Here is a 14982-nt window from a genome sequence, read left to right as displayed (position 1 = left end):
TTACTTGGGGCGTATGGCGGCGCAACATGTGTCCTGCAAGAAGAAAAAGTCAATGCGTCGGTCCGCGCATCGCTTCGCCAATCGCCCGAAACAGCCCCTGCAATGGCGTCATCCCGCCGACATTGCGTCACGGTTCACCCCCGCGACAGCAAACCGCCGGGCTGACGCCGGACCTTTCCGTCAAGCTCCAGATCTATCAGCACCGGCGCCACCGACTGGGCAGGCGCGCCAAGGTCACGGATCAGCTGGTCTTCCGCCACCGGGGACGGCCCCAGACGGTCAAGGATCAACTGGTGCAGCGCCGCGATTTGCTTCAGGCTGCGTTTGGGCTTTGGCTTGTCGGCTGGCTGCGCGCGCGTTGGCCGGGACGCTTGCTGTTGCGTCTTTTGCGCGACGGGCTGCAAGTCCAGTTCAGCCTGTTTAGGCGCTGCGTCAATCTGCGGCAGCGCCTCGACGATATCCTCGGCAGAGCGTACCAGCGTCGCGCCGTCGCGGATCAGCATGTTGCACCCGCCTGCACGCGCATCGAAAGGATGGCCCGGCACTGCCAGCACCTCTCGCCCCTGATCCAGCGCGCACCGCGCGGTGATAAGCGATCCGGACCGGGCAGCAGCCTCGACCACGACAACCGCGCGCACAAGCCCGGAAATGATCCGGTTGCGCGCCGGGAAATGCCGCGCCTGTGGTTGCAGACCCATCGGCATTTCGGACAGGCGCAGCCCGCCATTGGCCAAGATATCTTCGGCCAGACGAGTGTTTTCAGCGGGATACATGACATCCACGCCCCCGGCCTGAACGGCGACGGTGCCACCCTGAAGGCTGGCCAGATGCGCCGCCGTATCCACACCCCGCGCCAGGCCGGACACCACGACATAGCCAAGATCGGACAGATCGCCGGCCAGCTTTCGCGCCATGCGTGTTCCCAGGGACGAGGCATTGCGCGCGCCGACAAGCGCCACCATCGGACGCGCCAGCAATGCCGGATCGCCCATCGCCCACAAAAGCGGCGGCGCGTCAGACAGATCGGAGATTTCTTCGGGATAGGCCGCATCGCCCCAGCACAGCAGCTGCGCACCGGCCGCCCTGCCCGCGCGGTATTCGGCCAAGGCCACGCCTTCGGGGCAAATTGTGTAATTCTCAACACCGGCAGCGGCGGCGATTGACGGCAGTGCATCCAGTGCTGCTGCGGCAGAGCCATGTTCCTGCATCAGCCGGTGGAATGTGGTCGCGCCAACCCGGCGTGATCGCAAGAGACGGAGACACGACAGCCTTTCGGCTTCCGTGGTGGGTGGGAGTGGGGGGTGAGTGGAAGGTGCGTCCTTGGTCATCATGTCCCCGTCGTCTTGCTGATCCAATTGGTACGCACGGGTGGTTAATGGGCCGTGAACGGTTGGTCGTCTCAGCCCTCAATCTTAAAATATAAATGCAACCAACTGAAAATAAAGGATAGTCTATTGACCCAAGGTGATGAGCAGACACCTGCGTCAGCCTGCGGTCGCACTGTCTCCGACCGGGCACCGCGAATCGACACGCCTCGATCGTTCAGTTCGACTCAGGCCGCAGCGCCACCGACCGTCAGTCCGCCGATCATGACCGTTGGTTGGCCCACGCCCACCGGCACCCACTGCCCGGCCTTGCCGCAATTGCCCATGCCCGGATCCAGCGCCATGTCGTTGCCAAGCGCCCGGATGTTCATCAGGGCCGTGGCCCCGTCGCCGATCAGCGTGGCACCCTTGACCGGGGCACCGACCTTGCCGTTCTTCACGCGGTACGCCTCGGTGCAGGAGAAAACAAACTTGCCGTTGGTAATATCCACCTGCCCACCGCCAAAGCCGACGGCCCAGATCCCGTCTTTCAGATCGCCGACGATGGCCGAAGGATCGGCATCGCCCCCCAGCATATATGTGTTGGTCATCCGCGGCATCGGCGCATGGGCATAGCTTTCGCGGCGACCGTTGCCGGTCGGCTCCACGCCCATGAGGCGCGCATTCTGGCGATCCTGCATATAGCCCACGAGGATGCCGTCCTCGATCAGCACATTCTTGGCGGACGGCGTGCCTTCATCGTCAACCGTAATGGACCCGCGCCGGTCGGGGATGGTGCCGTCATCCAGCACCGTCACCCCCGGCGAGGCAATCCGTTGGCCCATCAGCCCGGCAAAGGCCGAACTGCCCTTGCGGTTGAAATCACCCTCAAGCCCGTGCCCGATGGCTTCGTGCAGCAAAATACCCGGCCATCCCGGCCCCAGAACAATGTCCATGACGCCAGCGGGCGCAGGCTCTGCCGAAAGGTTGACGGTGGCAATTCGCAGGGCCTCGCGGGTTTTGGCCTGCCAGTCCGCCGGATCAAGCAATCCGTCCAGACCAAGCCGCCCACCACCGCCCGCGGTGCCGGCCTCGCGCCGACCGGCATCCTCGACGATTACGGACACGTTCACACGGGTCATCGGGCGCGTGTCCGACACTGTCACCCCGTCGGGGCGCAGAATGGTGATCTCTTGCAGGGATGCCGCGATCGAGGCCGTAACCTGTACCACGCGCGGATCAAGCTCGCGGGCGAAGGCATCGATCTCGCGCAGCGTATCCAGCTTCACGGGAAACGACGCGCCCGCAATTGGATCGGCATCCGTGTACAATCTGCGGTTGGTATGCCGGGGCGGATCGGCCAGGGTGCCGCCGCCATCGCCCACTGCCAGCCGGGCGGTTTCCGAGGCCCGCGCAATCGCGGATTCGGAAATCTCTGTCGAATGGGCATAACCGGCCACCTCGCCACGCACCGCGCGCAGGCCAAAGCCCTCGGACGCGTCATAGCTGGCGGTTTTGGCCCGGCCATCGTCGAACATCAACATTTCGGACCTGCGACGCTCCAGAAACAGCTCTCCGTCCTCGGCGCCGTCAAGCGCTGTACGCAGTTGCGCCAGCGAGCGTCCCTCGTCCAGCAGTGTATCAAAAGGGCGAAATGGTGTATCGGGCATGGAAACCTCTGGGAAAACTTGATCTAAATCAACGAAAGCGTCTGTTTGCCGCAAGCAACTTTCTTTATCTGTCCCACAGAATATGGTTTTAAGCAGCGACAACACAATGGGGTGCCCCACGGCAGATGTTCGTGGTATCGCCCTGACCGACTAAGACACGCAACCGATCAGGGTGACACATGCGACTGAAATCCACGCTGACTGGCCTCATGGCGGCCTTTTACGCAATGCCTGCTGCCGCGCAGGACGGCCTAGAGATCATTGGCAAACCGTTGCCCGGTCAAATGGGCTTTCAGCCTGCGGCGACCGAACTGGCCCGCGACCTGTTTTGGCTGGACGGGATGATTCTGATTATCATCACCGCCATCGTGGTCCTTGTGACCGGCCTGCTGTTCTACATCATTTTCCGCTACAACGAAAAATCCAACCCGACCCCGGCGAAGTTTACCCATAACTCGCCGCTGGAAATCGCCTGGACGGTCGTACCAATCGTCATTCTGGTTTTCATCGGCGCGTTCTCGCTGCCGGTGCTGTTCAAGCAGCAGGAAATTCCCGAAGGCGACATCACCATCAAGGTGACCGGCTACCAGTGGTATTGGGGCTATGAATATGTCGATCACGAGTTCGGCTTTGACAGCTACATGATTGGCCAACCCGCGACCGGCGGCAATTACGTCAAAACCCCCGAGGTCGTGGCGATGCTGGAAGAAGCAGGCTATGGCGCGGATGAATTCCTGCTCGCGACGGATACTGCGGTGGTCGTACCGGTTGGCAAGACCATCGTCATGCAGGTCACCGGCGGCGACGTGATCCATTCCTGGACCATCCCGGCCTTTGGGGTAAAGCAGGACGCCGTTCCCGGCCGTCTGGCCGAACTTTGGTTCACAGCCGAGAAGGAAGGCGTCTATTTCGGCCAGTGTTCCGAGCTTTGCGGCAAGGACCACGCCTATATGCCGATCACCGTGAAGGTCGTCAGCGAAGAAGCCTACGAACAGTGGCTTCAGGGCGCGATCGAAGAATATGCAGGCAAGCCGCTGTCTTATGACGTGGCAGCCGCGAACTAAGCCTGACACGGGCGGCGGATATTCCGCCGTCCCGCCCCTGCTTCGCGGACGGGCCAGCCCCCGCCGCACCGGAGACCGAGATGACCGATACGAGCATCGACAACCACGCCTATGAGAACGAAGCACAGTTTGGTGATTACTTCGCCTTGCTGAAGCCGCGCGTGATGTCGCTGGTGGTGTTCACCGCATTTGTCGGCCTGCTGGCCGCCCCCGTTCCGGTGCATCCGTTCATCGGGTTTGTGTCGATCCTGTTCATCGCCATCGGCGGCGGTGCGTCTGGCGCGCTCAACATGTGGTGGGATGCCGATATCGACGCGGTTATGAAACGTACGCGCAACCGTCCGATCCCCGCCGGCCGCGTCAGCGGCGACACGGCGCTGGCCATCGGCGTTGCTTTGGCCGCCTTTGGCGTCATCTTCCTTGGCCTCGCGTCAAACTGGGTCGCGGCGGGCCTGCTGGCCTTCACCATTTTCTTCTACGTCGTGATCTACTCCATCTGGCTGAAGCGCTGGACCCCGCAGAACATTGTGATCGGTGGCGCGGCCGGTGCGTTCCCTCCGATGATCGGCTGGGCTGTCGCGACCGGCGGCATTGCGCCCGAATCAATCCTGATGTTCACCCTGATCTTCATGTGGACCCCGCCGCATTTCTGGGCGCTGGCACTGTTCATGCGGTCCGATTATGACGATGCCGGCGTGCCGATGCTGACCGTGACCCACGGTCGCCGCGCGACCCGTAACCACATTCTGGGTTATACGATTCTGCTGGCAGCGCTTGCCATCGGCACCGGGTTCACCTCTGTCGGCGGGCCGGTTTATCTGGCCGTGGCCGTGGTGCTGAACGCGCTCTTCCTGAAGGGCGCGGTGGACATCTGGCGCCGCGACGAAGATATGAGCGAGGCCGACAACTTTGCGGCCGAGCGGAAATTCTTCAAGCTGTCCCTGCTGTATCTTTTCGCGCATTTCGGTGCCATTCTGGTCGAGGCTGGGTTGACCCGCTTCGGCCTGGGAGGTTGGGCATGAGCTTTGGTCAACAACATGAAATCCACAAACGCCGCTTTGGCCGCAACCTTGGTGTCGGTCTGGTGCTGGTCGCGGTGATCGCCATCGTTTTCGGCCTGACCGTGGTCAAGGTGACGCGCGGCGACTACGAAGCGCCTCGTTCGGAAGTGCAGAACTGATGACAATGAATCGACAAAACAAGACCGCAGTACAGCTGGTCGGCGTCGTCGTCGTGATGGGCGCGCTGGCTTGGGCATCTGTGCCCTTTTATAACTGGTTCTGCCGCGTAACCGGCTTTGGCGGGGTGACCAATGTCGCCACTGCCGCAGGGGCCGACATTCTGGATCAGACGATCAAGATCCGGTTTGACGCCAGCACCGACCGTGACATGCCGTGGGAATTCAAACCGATGCAACGCACGATGACGCTGCGCATCGGCGAAGAGGGTCTGGCCTTCTATGAAGCCTACAACCCCACCGACAAGCCCATCGCCGGTCAGGCCAGCTATAACGTCGCGCCCTATTCCGCTGGTAACTTCTTCTACAAGATCGAGTGTTTCTGCTTCACCGAGCAGGTCCTGCAACCCGGCGAACGCGTCGAGATGCCGGTCAATTTCTACGTCGATCCCGAAATCGTCGATGATCGCGACGCGAAACATACCAACCACATCACCCTTTCCTATACCTTCCACCAGATCGACCTGCCCGAACAGGCGCAGGCCGCGCTGGAAGACGGTCCCGCCAACGAAAAAAACGTAAACTGAGCCAAGCCACGAGGGAAACGCAATGGCCCATGTCAAAAACCACGACTACCACATCCTGAACCCCTCGATCTGGCCCCTTCTGGGTGCCGTCGCGGGATTTGTCATGCTCTTCGGGGCCGTGCTGATGTTCCACGACAATGGCCCTTGGGTCTTTGTGATTGGCGTCGTTGCCACACTTTACGTCATGTTCGGCTGGTGGTCGGATGTCGTGGTCGAAAGCCACGTTGGCGACCACACACCGGTTGTTGCCATCGGCCTGCGCTACGGTTTCATTTTCTTCATCACCTCCGAAGTGATGTTCTTCGCCGCTTGGTTCTGGTCGATCTTCAAACATGCCATGTACCCGATGGGTCCGCTCAGCCCTGCCGTGGACGGTATCTGGCCTCCCGCCGGGATCGAGACATTCGACCCTTGGCACCTGCCGTTGATCAACACGCTGATCCTGCTGTGTTCGGGTGCGGCAGCGACATGGGCCCACCACGCGCTAGTGCATGAGAACAACCGCGAGGATATGAAATGGGGCCTCGTCATTGCGATCGTTCTGGGCGTGCTGTTCACAATCTTCCAGGCATACGAGTACAGCCACGCGGCCTTCGGCTTCTCGGGCAATATCTATGGCGCGAACTTCTTCATGGCGACGGGTTTTCACGGCGCGCATGTGGTGATCGGCACCATCTTCCTGTTCATCTGTCTGATGCGCTTGCTGAAGGGGCATTTTACCCCGGAAAAGCATCTCGGCTTCGAAATGGCGGCCTGGTACTGGCACTTCGTTGACGTGGTCTGGCTGTTCCTCTTCGCCGTCGTCTACATCTGGGCCGGCTGAACGTCTCACCGATTGCGGTTGAATTCAGACACCGCACCGGCATAAACCAAGGCGCGTCCATCCGGGCGCGCCTCTTTTCATGGAACGGACCCGTCTTTAGTGAAGCGCCTCTATCTGACCCTGATTTTCGCTGCGGCCGGTGCCGCGATCCTGCTGTCGCTGGGCGTCTGGCAGATCCAGCGTCTGGAGTGGAAGCGTGGCGTGCTGTCCCGGATCGAGACGACAATCGCAGGCGATCCCATCCCCCTGCCCGTCACCCCCGACCCCGAAGCGCAGAAGTACCGCCCGGTCGATCTGCGCGGCAGCATCGGCGCGGGCGAATTGCATGTGCTGGTATCGGTCAAACGCGTCGGCGCAGGGTACCGGATCATCGCACCTTTCACCACCGACGAGGGCCGCACCATCCTGGTGGATCGCGGTTTTGTTCCGGTCGAGGATGAGAATCAGACCCACCGCTCCGGCGAGACTCATATCATCGGCAACCTGCACTGGCCCGATGACCGCAACAGTTCCACGCCCGACAATGACGTGCCGGGCAATATCTGGTTCGCGCGGGACATCGACGCAATGGCACAACAACTGGACACCGAGCCGTTTCTGGTAATCGCGCGCAGCGAAACCCCCGAAGCGCCCGGTGTGACGCCGCTGCCGGTGGACATCAGCGGGATTCCGAACGATCACTTGCAATATGCCATAACGTGGTTTTCGCTGGCCGCGATCTGGCTGATCATGACTGCCGCCTATGTGCTGCGGCTGCGCAAAGGCAAGGAAGGCTCTAAAACGTGAAATATATCTCGACCAGGGGCAGCGCCCCCGCTCTGACATTTGAAGAGGCGATGCTGAGCGGCTTGGCCCGTGACGGCGGGCTATATGTGCCCGAGAGCATTCCGCAAATGAGCGCCGCCGACATCCGCGCCCTGAACGGCCTGCCCTACGAGGAAATCGCCTTTCGTGTCATGCGCCCTTTCGTGGGCGACACGTTCAGCGACGAGACTTTTGCAGATCTGATTGCCAAGACCTATGCCGGGTTCGGCCATAATGCGCGCGCGCCACTGGTACAGCTGGCACCCAATCATTTCCTGCTGGAGCTGTTCCACGGGCCGACGCTGGCCTTCAAGGACTTTGCCATGCAGTTGATCGGTCAACTGTTCGAAGAGGCGCTGACCCGGCGCGGCGAGCGTGTGACCATTGTCGGAGCCACTTCCGGCGATACCGGATCGGCCGCGATCGAGGCGTTCCGTGGCTTGGATGCGGTCGATGTTTTCATCCTGTTCCCGCATGGCCGTGTGTCCGAGGTGCAGCGCCGCCAGATGACCACCCCGTCAGAGGCGAATGTGCATGCATTGGCGATGGACGGACATTTCGACGATTGTCAGGCGCGGCTCAAGGATATGTTCAACGATTTCGACTTTCGGGACGAGGTTCGGTTGGCCGGGGTAAACTCGATCAACTGGGCGCGCGTTCTGGCGCAGGTCGTCTATTACTTCTCTTCCGCTGTCAGCCTTGGCGCGCCGGATCGCAAGATCAGCTTTACCGTGCCCACCGGCAATTTCGGTGACATCTTCGCGGGCTATATCGCCAAGCGCATGGGCCTGCCCATCGACCGGCTGGTGGTCGCGACCAACCAGAACGACATTTTGCACCGGTGCCTGACGAGCGGCGATTATCACACTTCCGAGGTTCACCCCTCGATCAGCCCCTCGATGGATATTCAGGTGTCCTCCAACTTTGAAAGGGCGTTGTTTGACGCCTACGGGCGCGATGGCAAGGCCGTGGCGCAACTGATGGACGAACTGAAATCGGGCGGTTTCAAAGTCAGCCAGGGGGCGCTTCAGGCGCTCGCGGAAAACTTCGATTCCGGCCGCGTGTCCGAAGAAGAAACCTTGGCCACGATCAAATCCGCGCATGCCTCCATGGGCGAGCTGCTTTGCCCCCATTCTGCCGTGGGCGTCAAGGTTGCCGAGGCGCAGCGCGACCCGGCCACGCCGATGATCACATTGGCCACCGCACATCCCGCGAAATTCCCTGATGCGGTCGAAAAGGCCAGTGGCATTCGTCCGGGGCTTCCCGAACGCATGGCGGACCTGTATGACCGTCCCGAACGGGTCACCCGGATTGAAAACGACCTTGGTGCCCTCGAAACCCTCATCCGCGAAAGACTTGCCAATTGACCGTCAGAACCACCACGCTTGCCAATGGTTTCCGTATCGTCACCGAACACATGCCCAGCCTGCAATCCGCGGCCATAGGCATCTGGGTGACCGCCGGCGGACGGCATGAGCGACCGGAACAGAACGGTATCGCGCATTTCCTTGAACATATGGCGTTCAAGGGGACCAAGACGCGCAGCGCGCTGAAGATCGCCGAGGAAATCGAGGATGTGGGCGGCTATATCAACGCCTATACCAGCCGCGAGGTAACGGCCTATTATGCGCGCGTGTTGAAGGCCGATGTGCCGCTGGCCATGGATGTGATCGCGGATATTCTGCTCAACCCGGTTTTCGATGCCAAGGAAATCGAGATCGAGCGCGGCGTGATCTTGCAGGAAATCGGCCAGTCGCATGACACGCCGGACGATGTGATCTTTGACTGGTTGCAGGAACGGGCCTATCCCGATCAGCCGATGGGCCGCACCATTCTGGGCGAGGTTGACCGCGTCAGCGGGTTCAGCCGGGATGATCTGGCGGGCTTTGTGAACGAACATTACGGCCCCGACCAGATGATCCTGTCCGCCGCCGGTGCCGTGGACCATGACGCCATCGTTGCCATGGCCGAGGATCTTTTCGGCGACCTCAAGCCGCGCAATGCAGCCATCGCGCTGCCTGCACAGTTCTCGGGCGGTGATTTCCGTCGCGACAAGGATCTGGAACAGGCGCATTTCGCGCTGGCCTTCGAATCGCCGGGCTACCGCGATGATAGTATCTATACCGCGCAGATCTGGTCTGTGGCGCTTGGCGGCGGCATGTCCTCGCGCCTGTTTCAGGAAATCCGCGAAAAACGCGGGCTGTGCTACACGATCTTCGCCCAGACCGGCGCCTATGCCGATACCGGCATGACCACGATCTATGCCGGCACAAGCGGCGAACAGCTGGGCGAATTGATCGGGCTGACGATTGACGAACTCAAGCGCGCCGCCGATGATATGTCGCAGGCCGAGGTTGAACGTGCCCGCGCCCAGATGAAGGCCGGCATGTTGATGGGGCTGGAAAGCCCGTCCTCACGCGCCGAACGTCATGCCCGCATGATCCAGATCTGGGGGCGCGTCCCGTCGCTGGAAGAAACCGTGGCGCGGATAGAGGCCGTGACCCTGCCGGATGTCCGCGATTTTGCAGGCGCCATCGCCAGTTCCGCCCCCGCCGCGTTGGCGCTTTACGGGCCAATCGGCACCGCGCCGACGATTGATGACTTGCAGGCCCGCCGGGTGGCCTGATGCTGCTGTCCCGGCGCAAGGTCAGGATAGAGACCGAAAGACTGACCCTGCGCCCGCCGCAGCATTCGGACTTCAATGCCTGGACATCCCTGCGCCATGACAGCGCCGATTTCCTGACGCCCTGGGAACCCACCTGGTCCAATGACCATCTCAGCCGCAAGGCATTCACGAACCGTGTCTACTGGGCGTCCCGCTCTGTTTCCGGCGGCACGGCACTGCCGATGTTCCTGATCCGGCGCGAGGATGACATGCTGCTGGGTGCCATAACACTGGACAATATCCGCCGCGGCCCGTCGCAGTCCGGCACGCTTGGCTACTGGATCGGCGCACCATTTGCGCGGCACGGTTATATGCGAGAGGCGATCCGGGCGATCGAGCATCACGCCTTCACCCGGATGGACCTTAGCCGGCTAGAGGCCGCCTGCCTTCCGGAAAACCTTGCGTCGCGGGCGGTGCTGGAAGGCTGCGGTTTCAAATATGAAGGCGTGGCGCAAAGCTATCTTCAGATCAACGGACGCTGGCGGACACATGTTCTTTATTCCGCGTTGCGCATGGATCGGCGCGGCCGCACCGAAACCGGCTGACGTCTTTCTTCCCGATGGAATTGCCAATAGGTGCTGGTTCTTTGGTATCCGCGGTACCGCCTACCCTCTGACGGGTCGTTCGTCACATATAAGTTCAGCAGGCTTTCATCGGCGGTTCACTGGCGCTTACAGAATGAAACCGGTCATCCCTGATCGGCGCAGAGAGCCCATAAGCGCCGTTTTGACTAGCGCGGAAGCCTTGATTGCACCGCACTTAAACTCGGTATCTTTGAAGACTTTGTTACCCTGCGCGCGGGGCGACGAGGATCAAGCTGGCACCAATCAAGCACAGGGCTGCGCCAAAAAAATCCCAGAAATCCGGCCGTTGCCCTTCCGCACCCCACATCCAGAGGAGCGAGGCGGCGATATAGACACCGCCATAGGCCGCGAAGGCGCGCCCTGCGAAGCCGGCCTCGACCTGCGCAAGCAACCAGCCGAACAGCGCGAGGCTCGTAATGCCGGGAAGAAGCCAAAGCACGGATGCACCGCTCCGCCACCAAGCCCAGATGGCGAAACATCCGGCGATTTCGGCCAGCGCAGCGAGAGGGTAGATCAGCGCCGCCAACGTCAGATGCCAGTCCCGTCGTGATTGGACAGGCACTCTTCATGATCGCGCAGCACCTCGAGAATGCGGCAATCGGCAACCCGATCAGCACTGCATTCGTCAAGCATCCGTCGCAGCTCGATCCGAAGCGCCTTCAGCCGAGTGATGCGGGCCTCGACCTCGTGAAGCTGTCTCTGGGCGACCGCGTCGATCTGCGCGCAGGATCGTTCAGGGCTGTCCGAAAGGTCCAGCAACTCCCGGATTGCCTCGAGAGAAAATCCGAGTTCGCGAGAGTGGCGGATGAACGCCAGACGATCAAGCCCCGCATTTCCGTACCGGCGCTGACCGCCTTCGGTCCGACCCGGCTCCGGCATCAAGCCGATTTGTTCGTAGTAACGGATCGTCTGTACTTTCGCGCCAGTCCGCTTGGCAAGTGTGCCGATCGACAACATGGGAAGCCTCCTGATTGCTACAGCCATTGTAGGTTTCGTCGCTCGGACAGGCAAGGGTTTCACGAACAGACTATTTGCATGTTTGCGATCAGAAAAGAGCCCGAACCTCTACCTGCTGTAGCTTCTATGCAAGCGTCAAAATGAGGTACTGCAAAGCATTCCGAGCAGATGACCAGACTTCAGAAAGGGTTATGTACGGCCGTCGCTATCGCCGCGCCAGGCGCAGCGGAACTGGCCGTCTTCTACCCGGTCGAAGGGGGCGATGGATGCGCAGCAGCGCGGCACCAATTGATCTTCGGGTGAGGACGGGACCAGGCTATTTATCAAAAAACTGGAATTCAGCCTTGAACCTATAGTTGCTGTAGATCGTATATCGGGTTCCGACGGGAATCACGGCGGAGAGATATGATGGCGGACAGGAGTGAAGGACGACGCGAGTGGCGGGTGACGGGCATGGATTGCGGGGCCTGCGCCGCAAAGGTCCGGGGCGCGGTCGAGCGTCTGCCGGGCGTCGAAGGTGTCGATGTCGCGCTTATGGCCGAACGGCTTCGTCTGACGCTGGACGCCGATCAGACCTCCCCCGAACGAATTGAGAAGGCAGTGCGTGATGTGGGATTCGGCATCGCACCCAAGGGGGCACGGCCGGAGAAGCCAAAGGGAGGCTTTGTCCTGCCGGACGGGGCGTTCCCCGCTGCGGAAGAAGAATCGGAGCCGGAGGACGACAACACGGCAGGGACCGAGACGGTGCCGACACCGTCGTGGTATCAGACATCCAAGGGCCGTCTGGTGCTTGGCACTGGCGCATTGCTCGCGGCGGCTTGGGCGTCGCGTCTCGTGGTGCCTGCCGAAATCGCGCATTGGGCCTTCGTTCTTGCCACGCTGATCGGGATCGTGCCCGTGGCGCAACGCGCCTTCGCAATGACCCGGGCCGGTATGCCCTTCACCATCGAAATGCTGATGACGATCGCCGCCGGCGGTGCGCTCGTGATCGGCGAGCCGGAAGAAGCCGCGCTCGTCGTCTTTCTCTTCGCTGTCGGGGAGCTCTTGGAAGGCATTTCGGCCGGCAAGGCACGCGACAGCATCCGTGCCTTGTCGAAACTCGTACCCAAAACCGCGCGAGTTGAAGTCGGCGGAAGAACCCGGGAGGTTTCAGCCGAAAGGCTCCAAGTGGGCCAGATCGTTCAGGTCCGTCCCGGCGACCGGATGCCCTGTGACGGTGAGGTCATCAACGGAACATCAGGCGTCGACGAAAGCCCGGTGACGGGAGAGAGCGTCCCGATCCTCAAAGAGCCGGGTGCCGAGGTCTATGCCGGATCGATCAACGCAGAGGCGCTGCTGCGCGTACGGGTTACAAAAGCAGCCGAGGACAATACCATCGCCCGCATCGTGCGGCTGGTCGAGGAGGCCGAGAGCGCCCGAGCGCCGACCGAGCGCTTCATCGACCGCTTCAGCCGGGTTTACATGCCTGCCGTTGTCGGAGCCGCACTCTTGGTCGCGATCGTCCCGCCGCTGGCTTTCGGGCAAGAGTGGGGCGAGTGGATTTACCGCACACTTGCGCTTCTGCTGATTGGCTGCCCCTGCGCGCTGGTAATATCAGTGCCGGCCTCCATCACCTCGGCGCTGTCCACCGGGGCACGCAATGGCCTTCTGATGAAGGGCGGCGCGGTGATCGAAGCGGCGGCGCGGACCACCCATGTCGCCTTTGACAAGACCGGAACGTTGACGCACGGCAAGCCTCGGGTGACGGATGTGTCCGTTCTGACCGGGGACGAAGACGACCTGATGGCCCTTGCGGCCAGTGTCGAGGCCGGCGCGAGCCATCCGCTGGGCCAAGCGATCTGCGCAGAAGCGGAGCGACGAGGCATCGACGTGGCTGCGACCACCGACAGCCGGGCACTGCCCGGAAAGGGCGCGGAAGCGTCGATCGGCGGCGTGACCGTCTGCGTAGGTTCGCCGCGGCTTGCAGAGGAGCGCGCTGCGATCGATGACGTCCTTCGACGTCGCATTGCGGCGCTGGAAGCCGAGGGCAAGACGGTTGTGATCGTGCTGCGGGACAACGTGCCCCAGGGCATGATCGCGCTGAGGGATGAACCACGCGCCGATGCGGCGGACGCGGTGGCGCAGCTTCGCAGGCTCGGCATCTCGTCTGTCATGCTGACCGGGGACAATTCCCGCACCGCCCAGGCCATCGCCGACGGGCTTGGCATTGAACAGCGCTCGGAACTCATGCCAGAGGACAAGGTCACAGCCATCCGCGAGCTGACGTCCGACGCAAGGGTCATGATGATCGGCGACGGGATCAACGACGCGCCTGCGCTGGCCGCCGCCCATGTCGGGGTCGCTATGGGTTCGGGCACCGACGTGGCGCTGGAAACGGCCGATGGCGCGATCCTGCGCAACCGCGTGACGGACGTGCCGGGAAAGATCCGGCTTGCCCGTGCGACCATGTCGAACATCCGTCAGAACATCGCCATAGCACTTGGGCTGAAGGCGGTCTTCCTCGTGACCACCGTGCTTGGTATAACGGGCCTCTGGATCGCGATCCTCGCCGATACCGGCGCTACGGTTCTGGTGACGATGAACGCCCTGCGACTTTTGTTTTTTCGACCTTCGGACCCGAGAGATATGGTAGGTCCAGCCACAAAACAGACACCGGATACAGATCGCAAGACTGCATCCGTGACCACTCCACTTGAAAGGAAACACACATGACCCTTACCCGTCGCGCCATGATGGCCAGCGCTGCGAGCTTTGCCGCCGCGACAGCAACTGCCGGGCTGGCACAGGACGCGCTCTCGATTCACGTCTTGAAGGACCCGAACTGCGGTTGCTGCACGGCATGGATCAAAATCTTGCGCGAAGATGGCTTCACGGTCACCACCGAGCGCAGCTTCGGCACCCTTCTGATCCGGCACAAACTGGATAACGGCATCCCCCAGAAGATGACGTCCTGCCATACCGGCGAAATCGAGGGTTACATGATCGAAGGCCATGTGCCGACGGCCGATATCCGCAGGCTCCTTGCGGAGCGTCCCGAAGCCGTCGGTCTCGCCGTGCCGGGCATGCCCTATGGATCGCCGGGCATGGGACCAGTCGATGCGCGCGAAGCCTATGACGTTTTCCTGATCCGCAAAGACGGTAGCACGGAGGTCTTTTCCAGCTACGAGGCCGCGTAAGAAAACGGCCTTCACCGTTAGGGTCCCAAGCCGATTTGATCCGCGCAATTGCGGCGAAAGTCTGGAAAGTCCCGTACAACTGTCGCTGGCCCTGTTATTGTCTACGCCCGCCTCGGTGCCTTTGGCCTCCACCCCCGGTAGACGGTCATGCGGAACGTGCCGAGGGCACTC

The 14982-nt window shown here is 61.6% G+C and carries 16 protein-coding genes; 12 read left to right on the top strand and 4 right to left on the bottom strand.

Translation table 11 applies throughout. From position 1 onward, the window contains the following. Window positions 1-134 precede the first annotated feature (134 nt). Window positions 135-1328, bottom strand: coding sequence for a DNA-processing protein DprA (gene dprA / locus B8991_RS12675; protein WP_143514594.1), 1194 nt, complete (start codon window positions 1326-1328; stop codon window positions 135-137). A 224-nt stretch (window positions 1329-1552) separates the two neighbouring features. Next, window positions 1553-2974: a metalloprotease TldD gene (gene tldD, locus B8991_RS12670; RefSeq protein ID WP_084353355.1), complete on the bottom strand. Its 1422-nt coding sequence runs from the start codon at window positions 2972-2974 to the stop codon at window positions 1553-1555. Between the two features lie 179 nt (window positions 2975-3153). Between tldD and coxB the strand changes: the two genes are divergently transcribed. The 9 genes from coxB (at window position 3154) to B8991_RS12630 (ending at window position 10639) form a co-directional block, all read left to right on the top strand. Next, window positions 3154-4038 carry a cytochrome c oxidase subunit II gene (gene coxB / locus B8991_RS12665; protein ID WP_084353354.1) on the top strand — a complete coding sequence of 295 codons (885 nt, stop codon included), beginning with the start codon at window positions 3154-3156 and terminating at the stop codon, window positions 4036-4038. Window positions 4039-4118: 80 nt separating this feature from the next. Then, on the top strand, window positions 4119-5060 hold the full coding sequence (cyoE, locus tag B8991_RS12660) for a heme o synthase (RefSeq protein WP_084353353.1): 942 nt from the start codon (window positions 4119-4121) through the stop codon (window positions 5058-5060). Beyond that, on the top strand, window positions 5057-5218 hold the full coding sequence (locus B8991_RS21480; protein ID WP_179141489.1) for a hypothetical protein: 162 nt from the start codon (window positions 5057-5059) through the stop codon (window positions 5216-5218). The genes cyoE and B8991_RS21480 overlap by 4 nt, the downstream gene beginning before the upstream one ends. Next, on the top strand, window positions 5218-5802 hold the full coding sequence (locus B8991_RS12655; protein WP_084353352.1) for a cytochrome c oxidase assembly protein: 585 nt from the start codon (window positions 5218-5220) through the stop codon (window positions 5800-5802). The genes B8991_RS21480 and B8991_RS12655 overlap by 1 nt, the downstream gene beginning before the upstream one ends. Before the next feature lie 22 nt (window positions 5803-5824). Further along, the gene (locus B8991_RS12650) at window positions 5825-6625 is read left to right on the top strand and encodes a cytochrome c oxidase subunit 3 (RefSeq protein WP_084353351.1); all 801 of its coding nucleotides are present in this window, start codon (window positions 5825-5827) and stop codon (window positions 6623-6625) included. A 99-nt stretch (window positions 6626-6724) separates the two neighbouring features. After that, window positions 6725-7411: an SURF1 family protein gene (locus B8991_RS12645; RefSeq protein ID WP_084353350.1), complete on the top strand. Its 687-nt coding sequence runs from the start codon at window positions 6725-6727 to the stop codon at window positions 7409-7411. Then, the gene (thrC, locus tag B8991_RS12640) at window positions 7408-8796 is read left to right on the top strand and encodes a threonine synthase (protein WP_084353349.1); all 1389 of its coding nucleotides are present in this window, start codon (window positions 7408-7410) and stop codon (window positions 8794-8796) included. Before B8991_RS12645 ends, thrC begins: the two co-directional genes overlap by 4 nt. Continuing rightward, entirely contained in the window at window positions 8793-10055 is a 1263-nt protein-coding gene (locus tag B8991_RS12635; protein ID WP_084353348.1) for a M16 family metallopeptidase, read from the top strand. Before thrC ends, B8991_RS12635 begins: the two co-directional genes overlap by 4 nt. After that, a complete protein-coding gene (locus tag B8991_RS12630; protein ID WP_084353347.1) occupies window positions 10055-10639 on the top strand; it encodes a GNAT family N-acetyltransferase in 585 nt (194 codons plus the stop codon). The genes B8991_RS12635 and B8991_RS12630 overlap by 1 nt, the downstream gene beginning before the upstream one ends. Before the next feature lie 241 nt (window positions 10640-10880). Here the strand turns inward: B8991_RS12630 and B8991_RS12625 are convergent, their stop codons facing one another. Together B8991_RS12625 and B8991_RS12620 are read right to left on the bottom strand one after the other, a co-directional pair. Then, window positions 10881-11210: a YnfA family protein gene (locus B8991_RS12625; RefSeq protein WP_218673226.1), complete on the bottom strand. Its 330-nt coding sequence runs from the start codon at window positions 11208-11210 to the stop codon at window positions 10881-10883. Then, a complete protein-coding gene (locus tag B8991_RS12620; protein ID WP_084353345.1) occupies window positions 11207-11635 on the bottom strand; it encodes a MerR family transcriptional regulator in 429 nt (142 codons plus the stop codon). Before B8991_RS12620 ends, B8991_RS12625 begins: the two co-directional genes overlap by 4 nt. Window positions 11636-11803: 168 nt before the next feature. On the opposite strand from B8991_RS12620, the gene B8991_RS22150 reads away from it, so the two are divergent. From B8991_RS22150 to B8991_RS12610, 3 genes are all read left to right on the top strand, one after another. Next, window positions 11804-11938 carry a hypothetical protein gene (locus B8991_RS22150; RefSeq protein WP_268876738.1) on the top strand — a complete coding sequence of 45 codons (135 nt, stop codon included), beginning with the start codon at window positions 11804-11806 and terminating at the stop codon, window positions 11936-11938. A gap of 105 nt (window positions 11939-12043) precedes the next feature. Then, on the top strand, window positions 12044-14347 hold the full coding sequence (locus B8991_RS12615) for a heavy metal translocating P-type ATPase (protein WP_084353344.1): 2304 nt from the start codon (window positions 12044-12046) through the stop codon (window positions 14345-14347). Continuing rightward, entirely contained in the window at window positions 14344-14811 is a 468-nt protein-coding gene (locus B8991_RS12610; RefSeq protein WP_084353343.1) for a DUF411 domain-containing protein, read from the top strand. Before B8991_RS12615 ends, B8991_RS12610 begins: the two co-directional genes overlap by 4 nt. Window positions 14812-14982 lie beyond the last annotated feature (171 nt).

This window comes from Primorskyibacter flagellatus (assembly GCF_900176485.1).
In the GTDB taxonomy this organism is placed as follows: Bacteria; Pseudomonadota; Alphaproteobacteria; order Rhodobacterales; family Rhodobacteraceae; genus Primorskyibacter; species Primorskyibacter flagellatus.
This window is presented reverse-complemented; position numbering and strand designations above follow the sequence as displayed.

What these genes read in the sequence shown, in the direction of transcription:
- dprA (WP_143514594.1), bottom strand. Translation starts at nt 1,328, where the DNA reads ATGACCAAGGACGCACCTTCCACTCACCCCCCACTCCCACCCACCACG.
- tldD (WP_084353355.1), bottom strand. Translation starts at nt 2,974, where the DNA reads ATGCCCGATACACCATTTCGCCCTTTTGATACACTGCTGGACGAGGGA.
- coxB (WP_084353354.1), top strand. Translation starts at nt 3,154, where the DNA reads ATGCGACTGAAATCCACGCTGACTGGCCTCATGGCGGCCTTTTACGCA.
- cyoE (WP_084353353.1), top strand. Translation starts at nt 4,119, where the DNA reads ATGACCGATACGAGCATCGACAACCACGCCTATGAGAACGAAGCACAG.
- B8991_RS21480 (WP_179141489.1), top strand. Translation starts at nt 5,057, where the DNA reads ATGAGCTTTGGTCAACAACATGAAATCCACAAACGCCGCTTTGGCCGC.
- B8991_RS12655 (WP_084353352.1), top strand. Translation starts at nt 5,218, where the DNA reads ATGACAATGAATCGACAAAACAAGACCGCAGTACAGCTGGTCGGCGTC.
- B8991_RS12650 (WP_084353351.1), top strand. Translation starts at nt 5,825, where the DNA reads ATGGCCCATGTCAAAAACCACGACTACCACATCCTGAACCCCTCGATC.
- B8991_RS12630 (WP_084353347.1), top strand. Translation starts at nt 10,055, where the DNA reads ATGCTGCTGTCCCGGCGCAAGGTCAGGATAGAGACCGAAAGACTGACC.
- B8991_RS12620 (WP_084353345.1), bottom strand. Translation starts at nt 11,635, where the DNA reads ATGTTGTCGATCGGCACACTTGCCAAGCGGACTGGCGCGAAAGTACAG.
- B8991_RS22150 (WP_268876738.1), top strand. Translation starts at nt 11,804, where the DNA reads ATGACCAGACTTCAGAAAGGGTTATGTACGGCCGTCGCTATCGCCGCG.
- B8991_RS12615 (WP_084353344.1), top strand. Translation starts at nt 12,044, where the DNA reads ATGGCGGACAGGAGTGAAGGACGACGCGAGTGGCGGGTGACGGGCATG.
- B8991_RS12610 (WP_084353343.1), top strand. Translation starts at nt 14,344, where the DNA reads ATGACCCTTACCCGTCGCGCCATGATGGCCAGCGCTGCGAGCTTTGCC.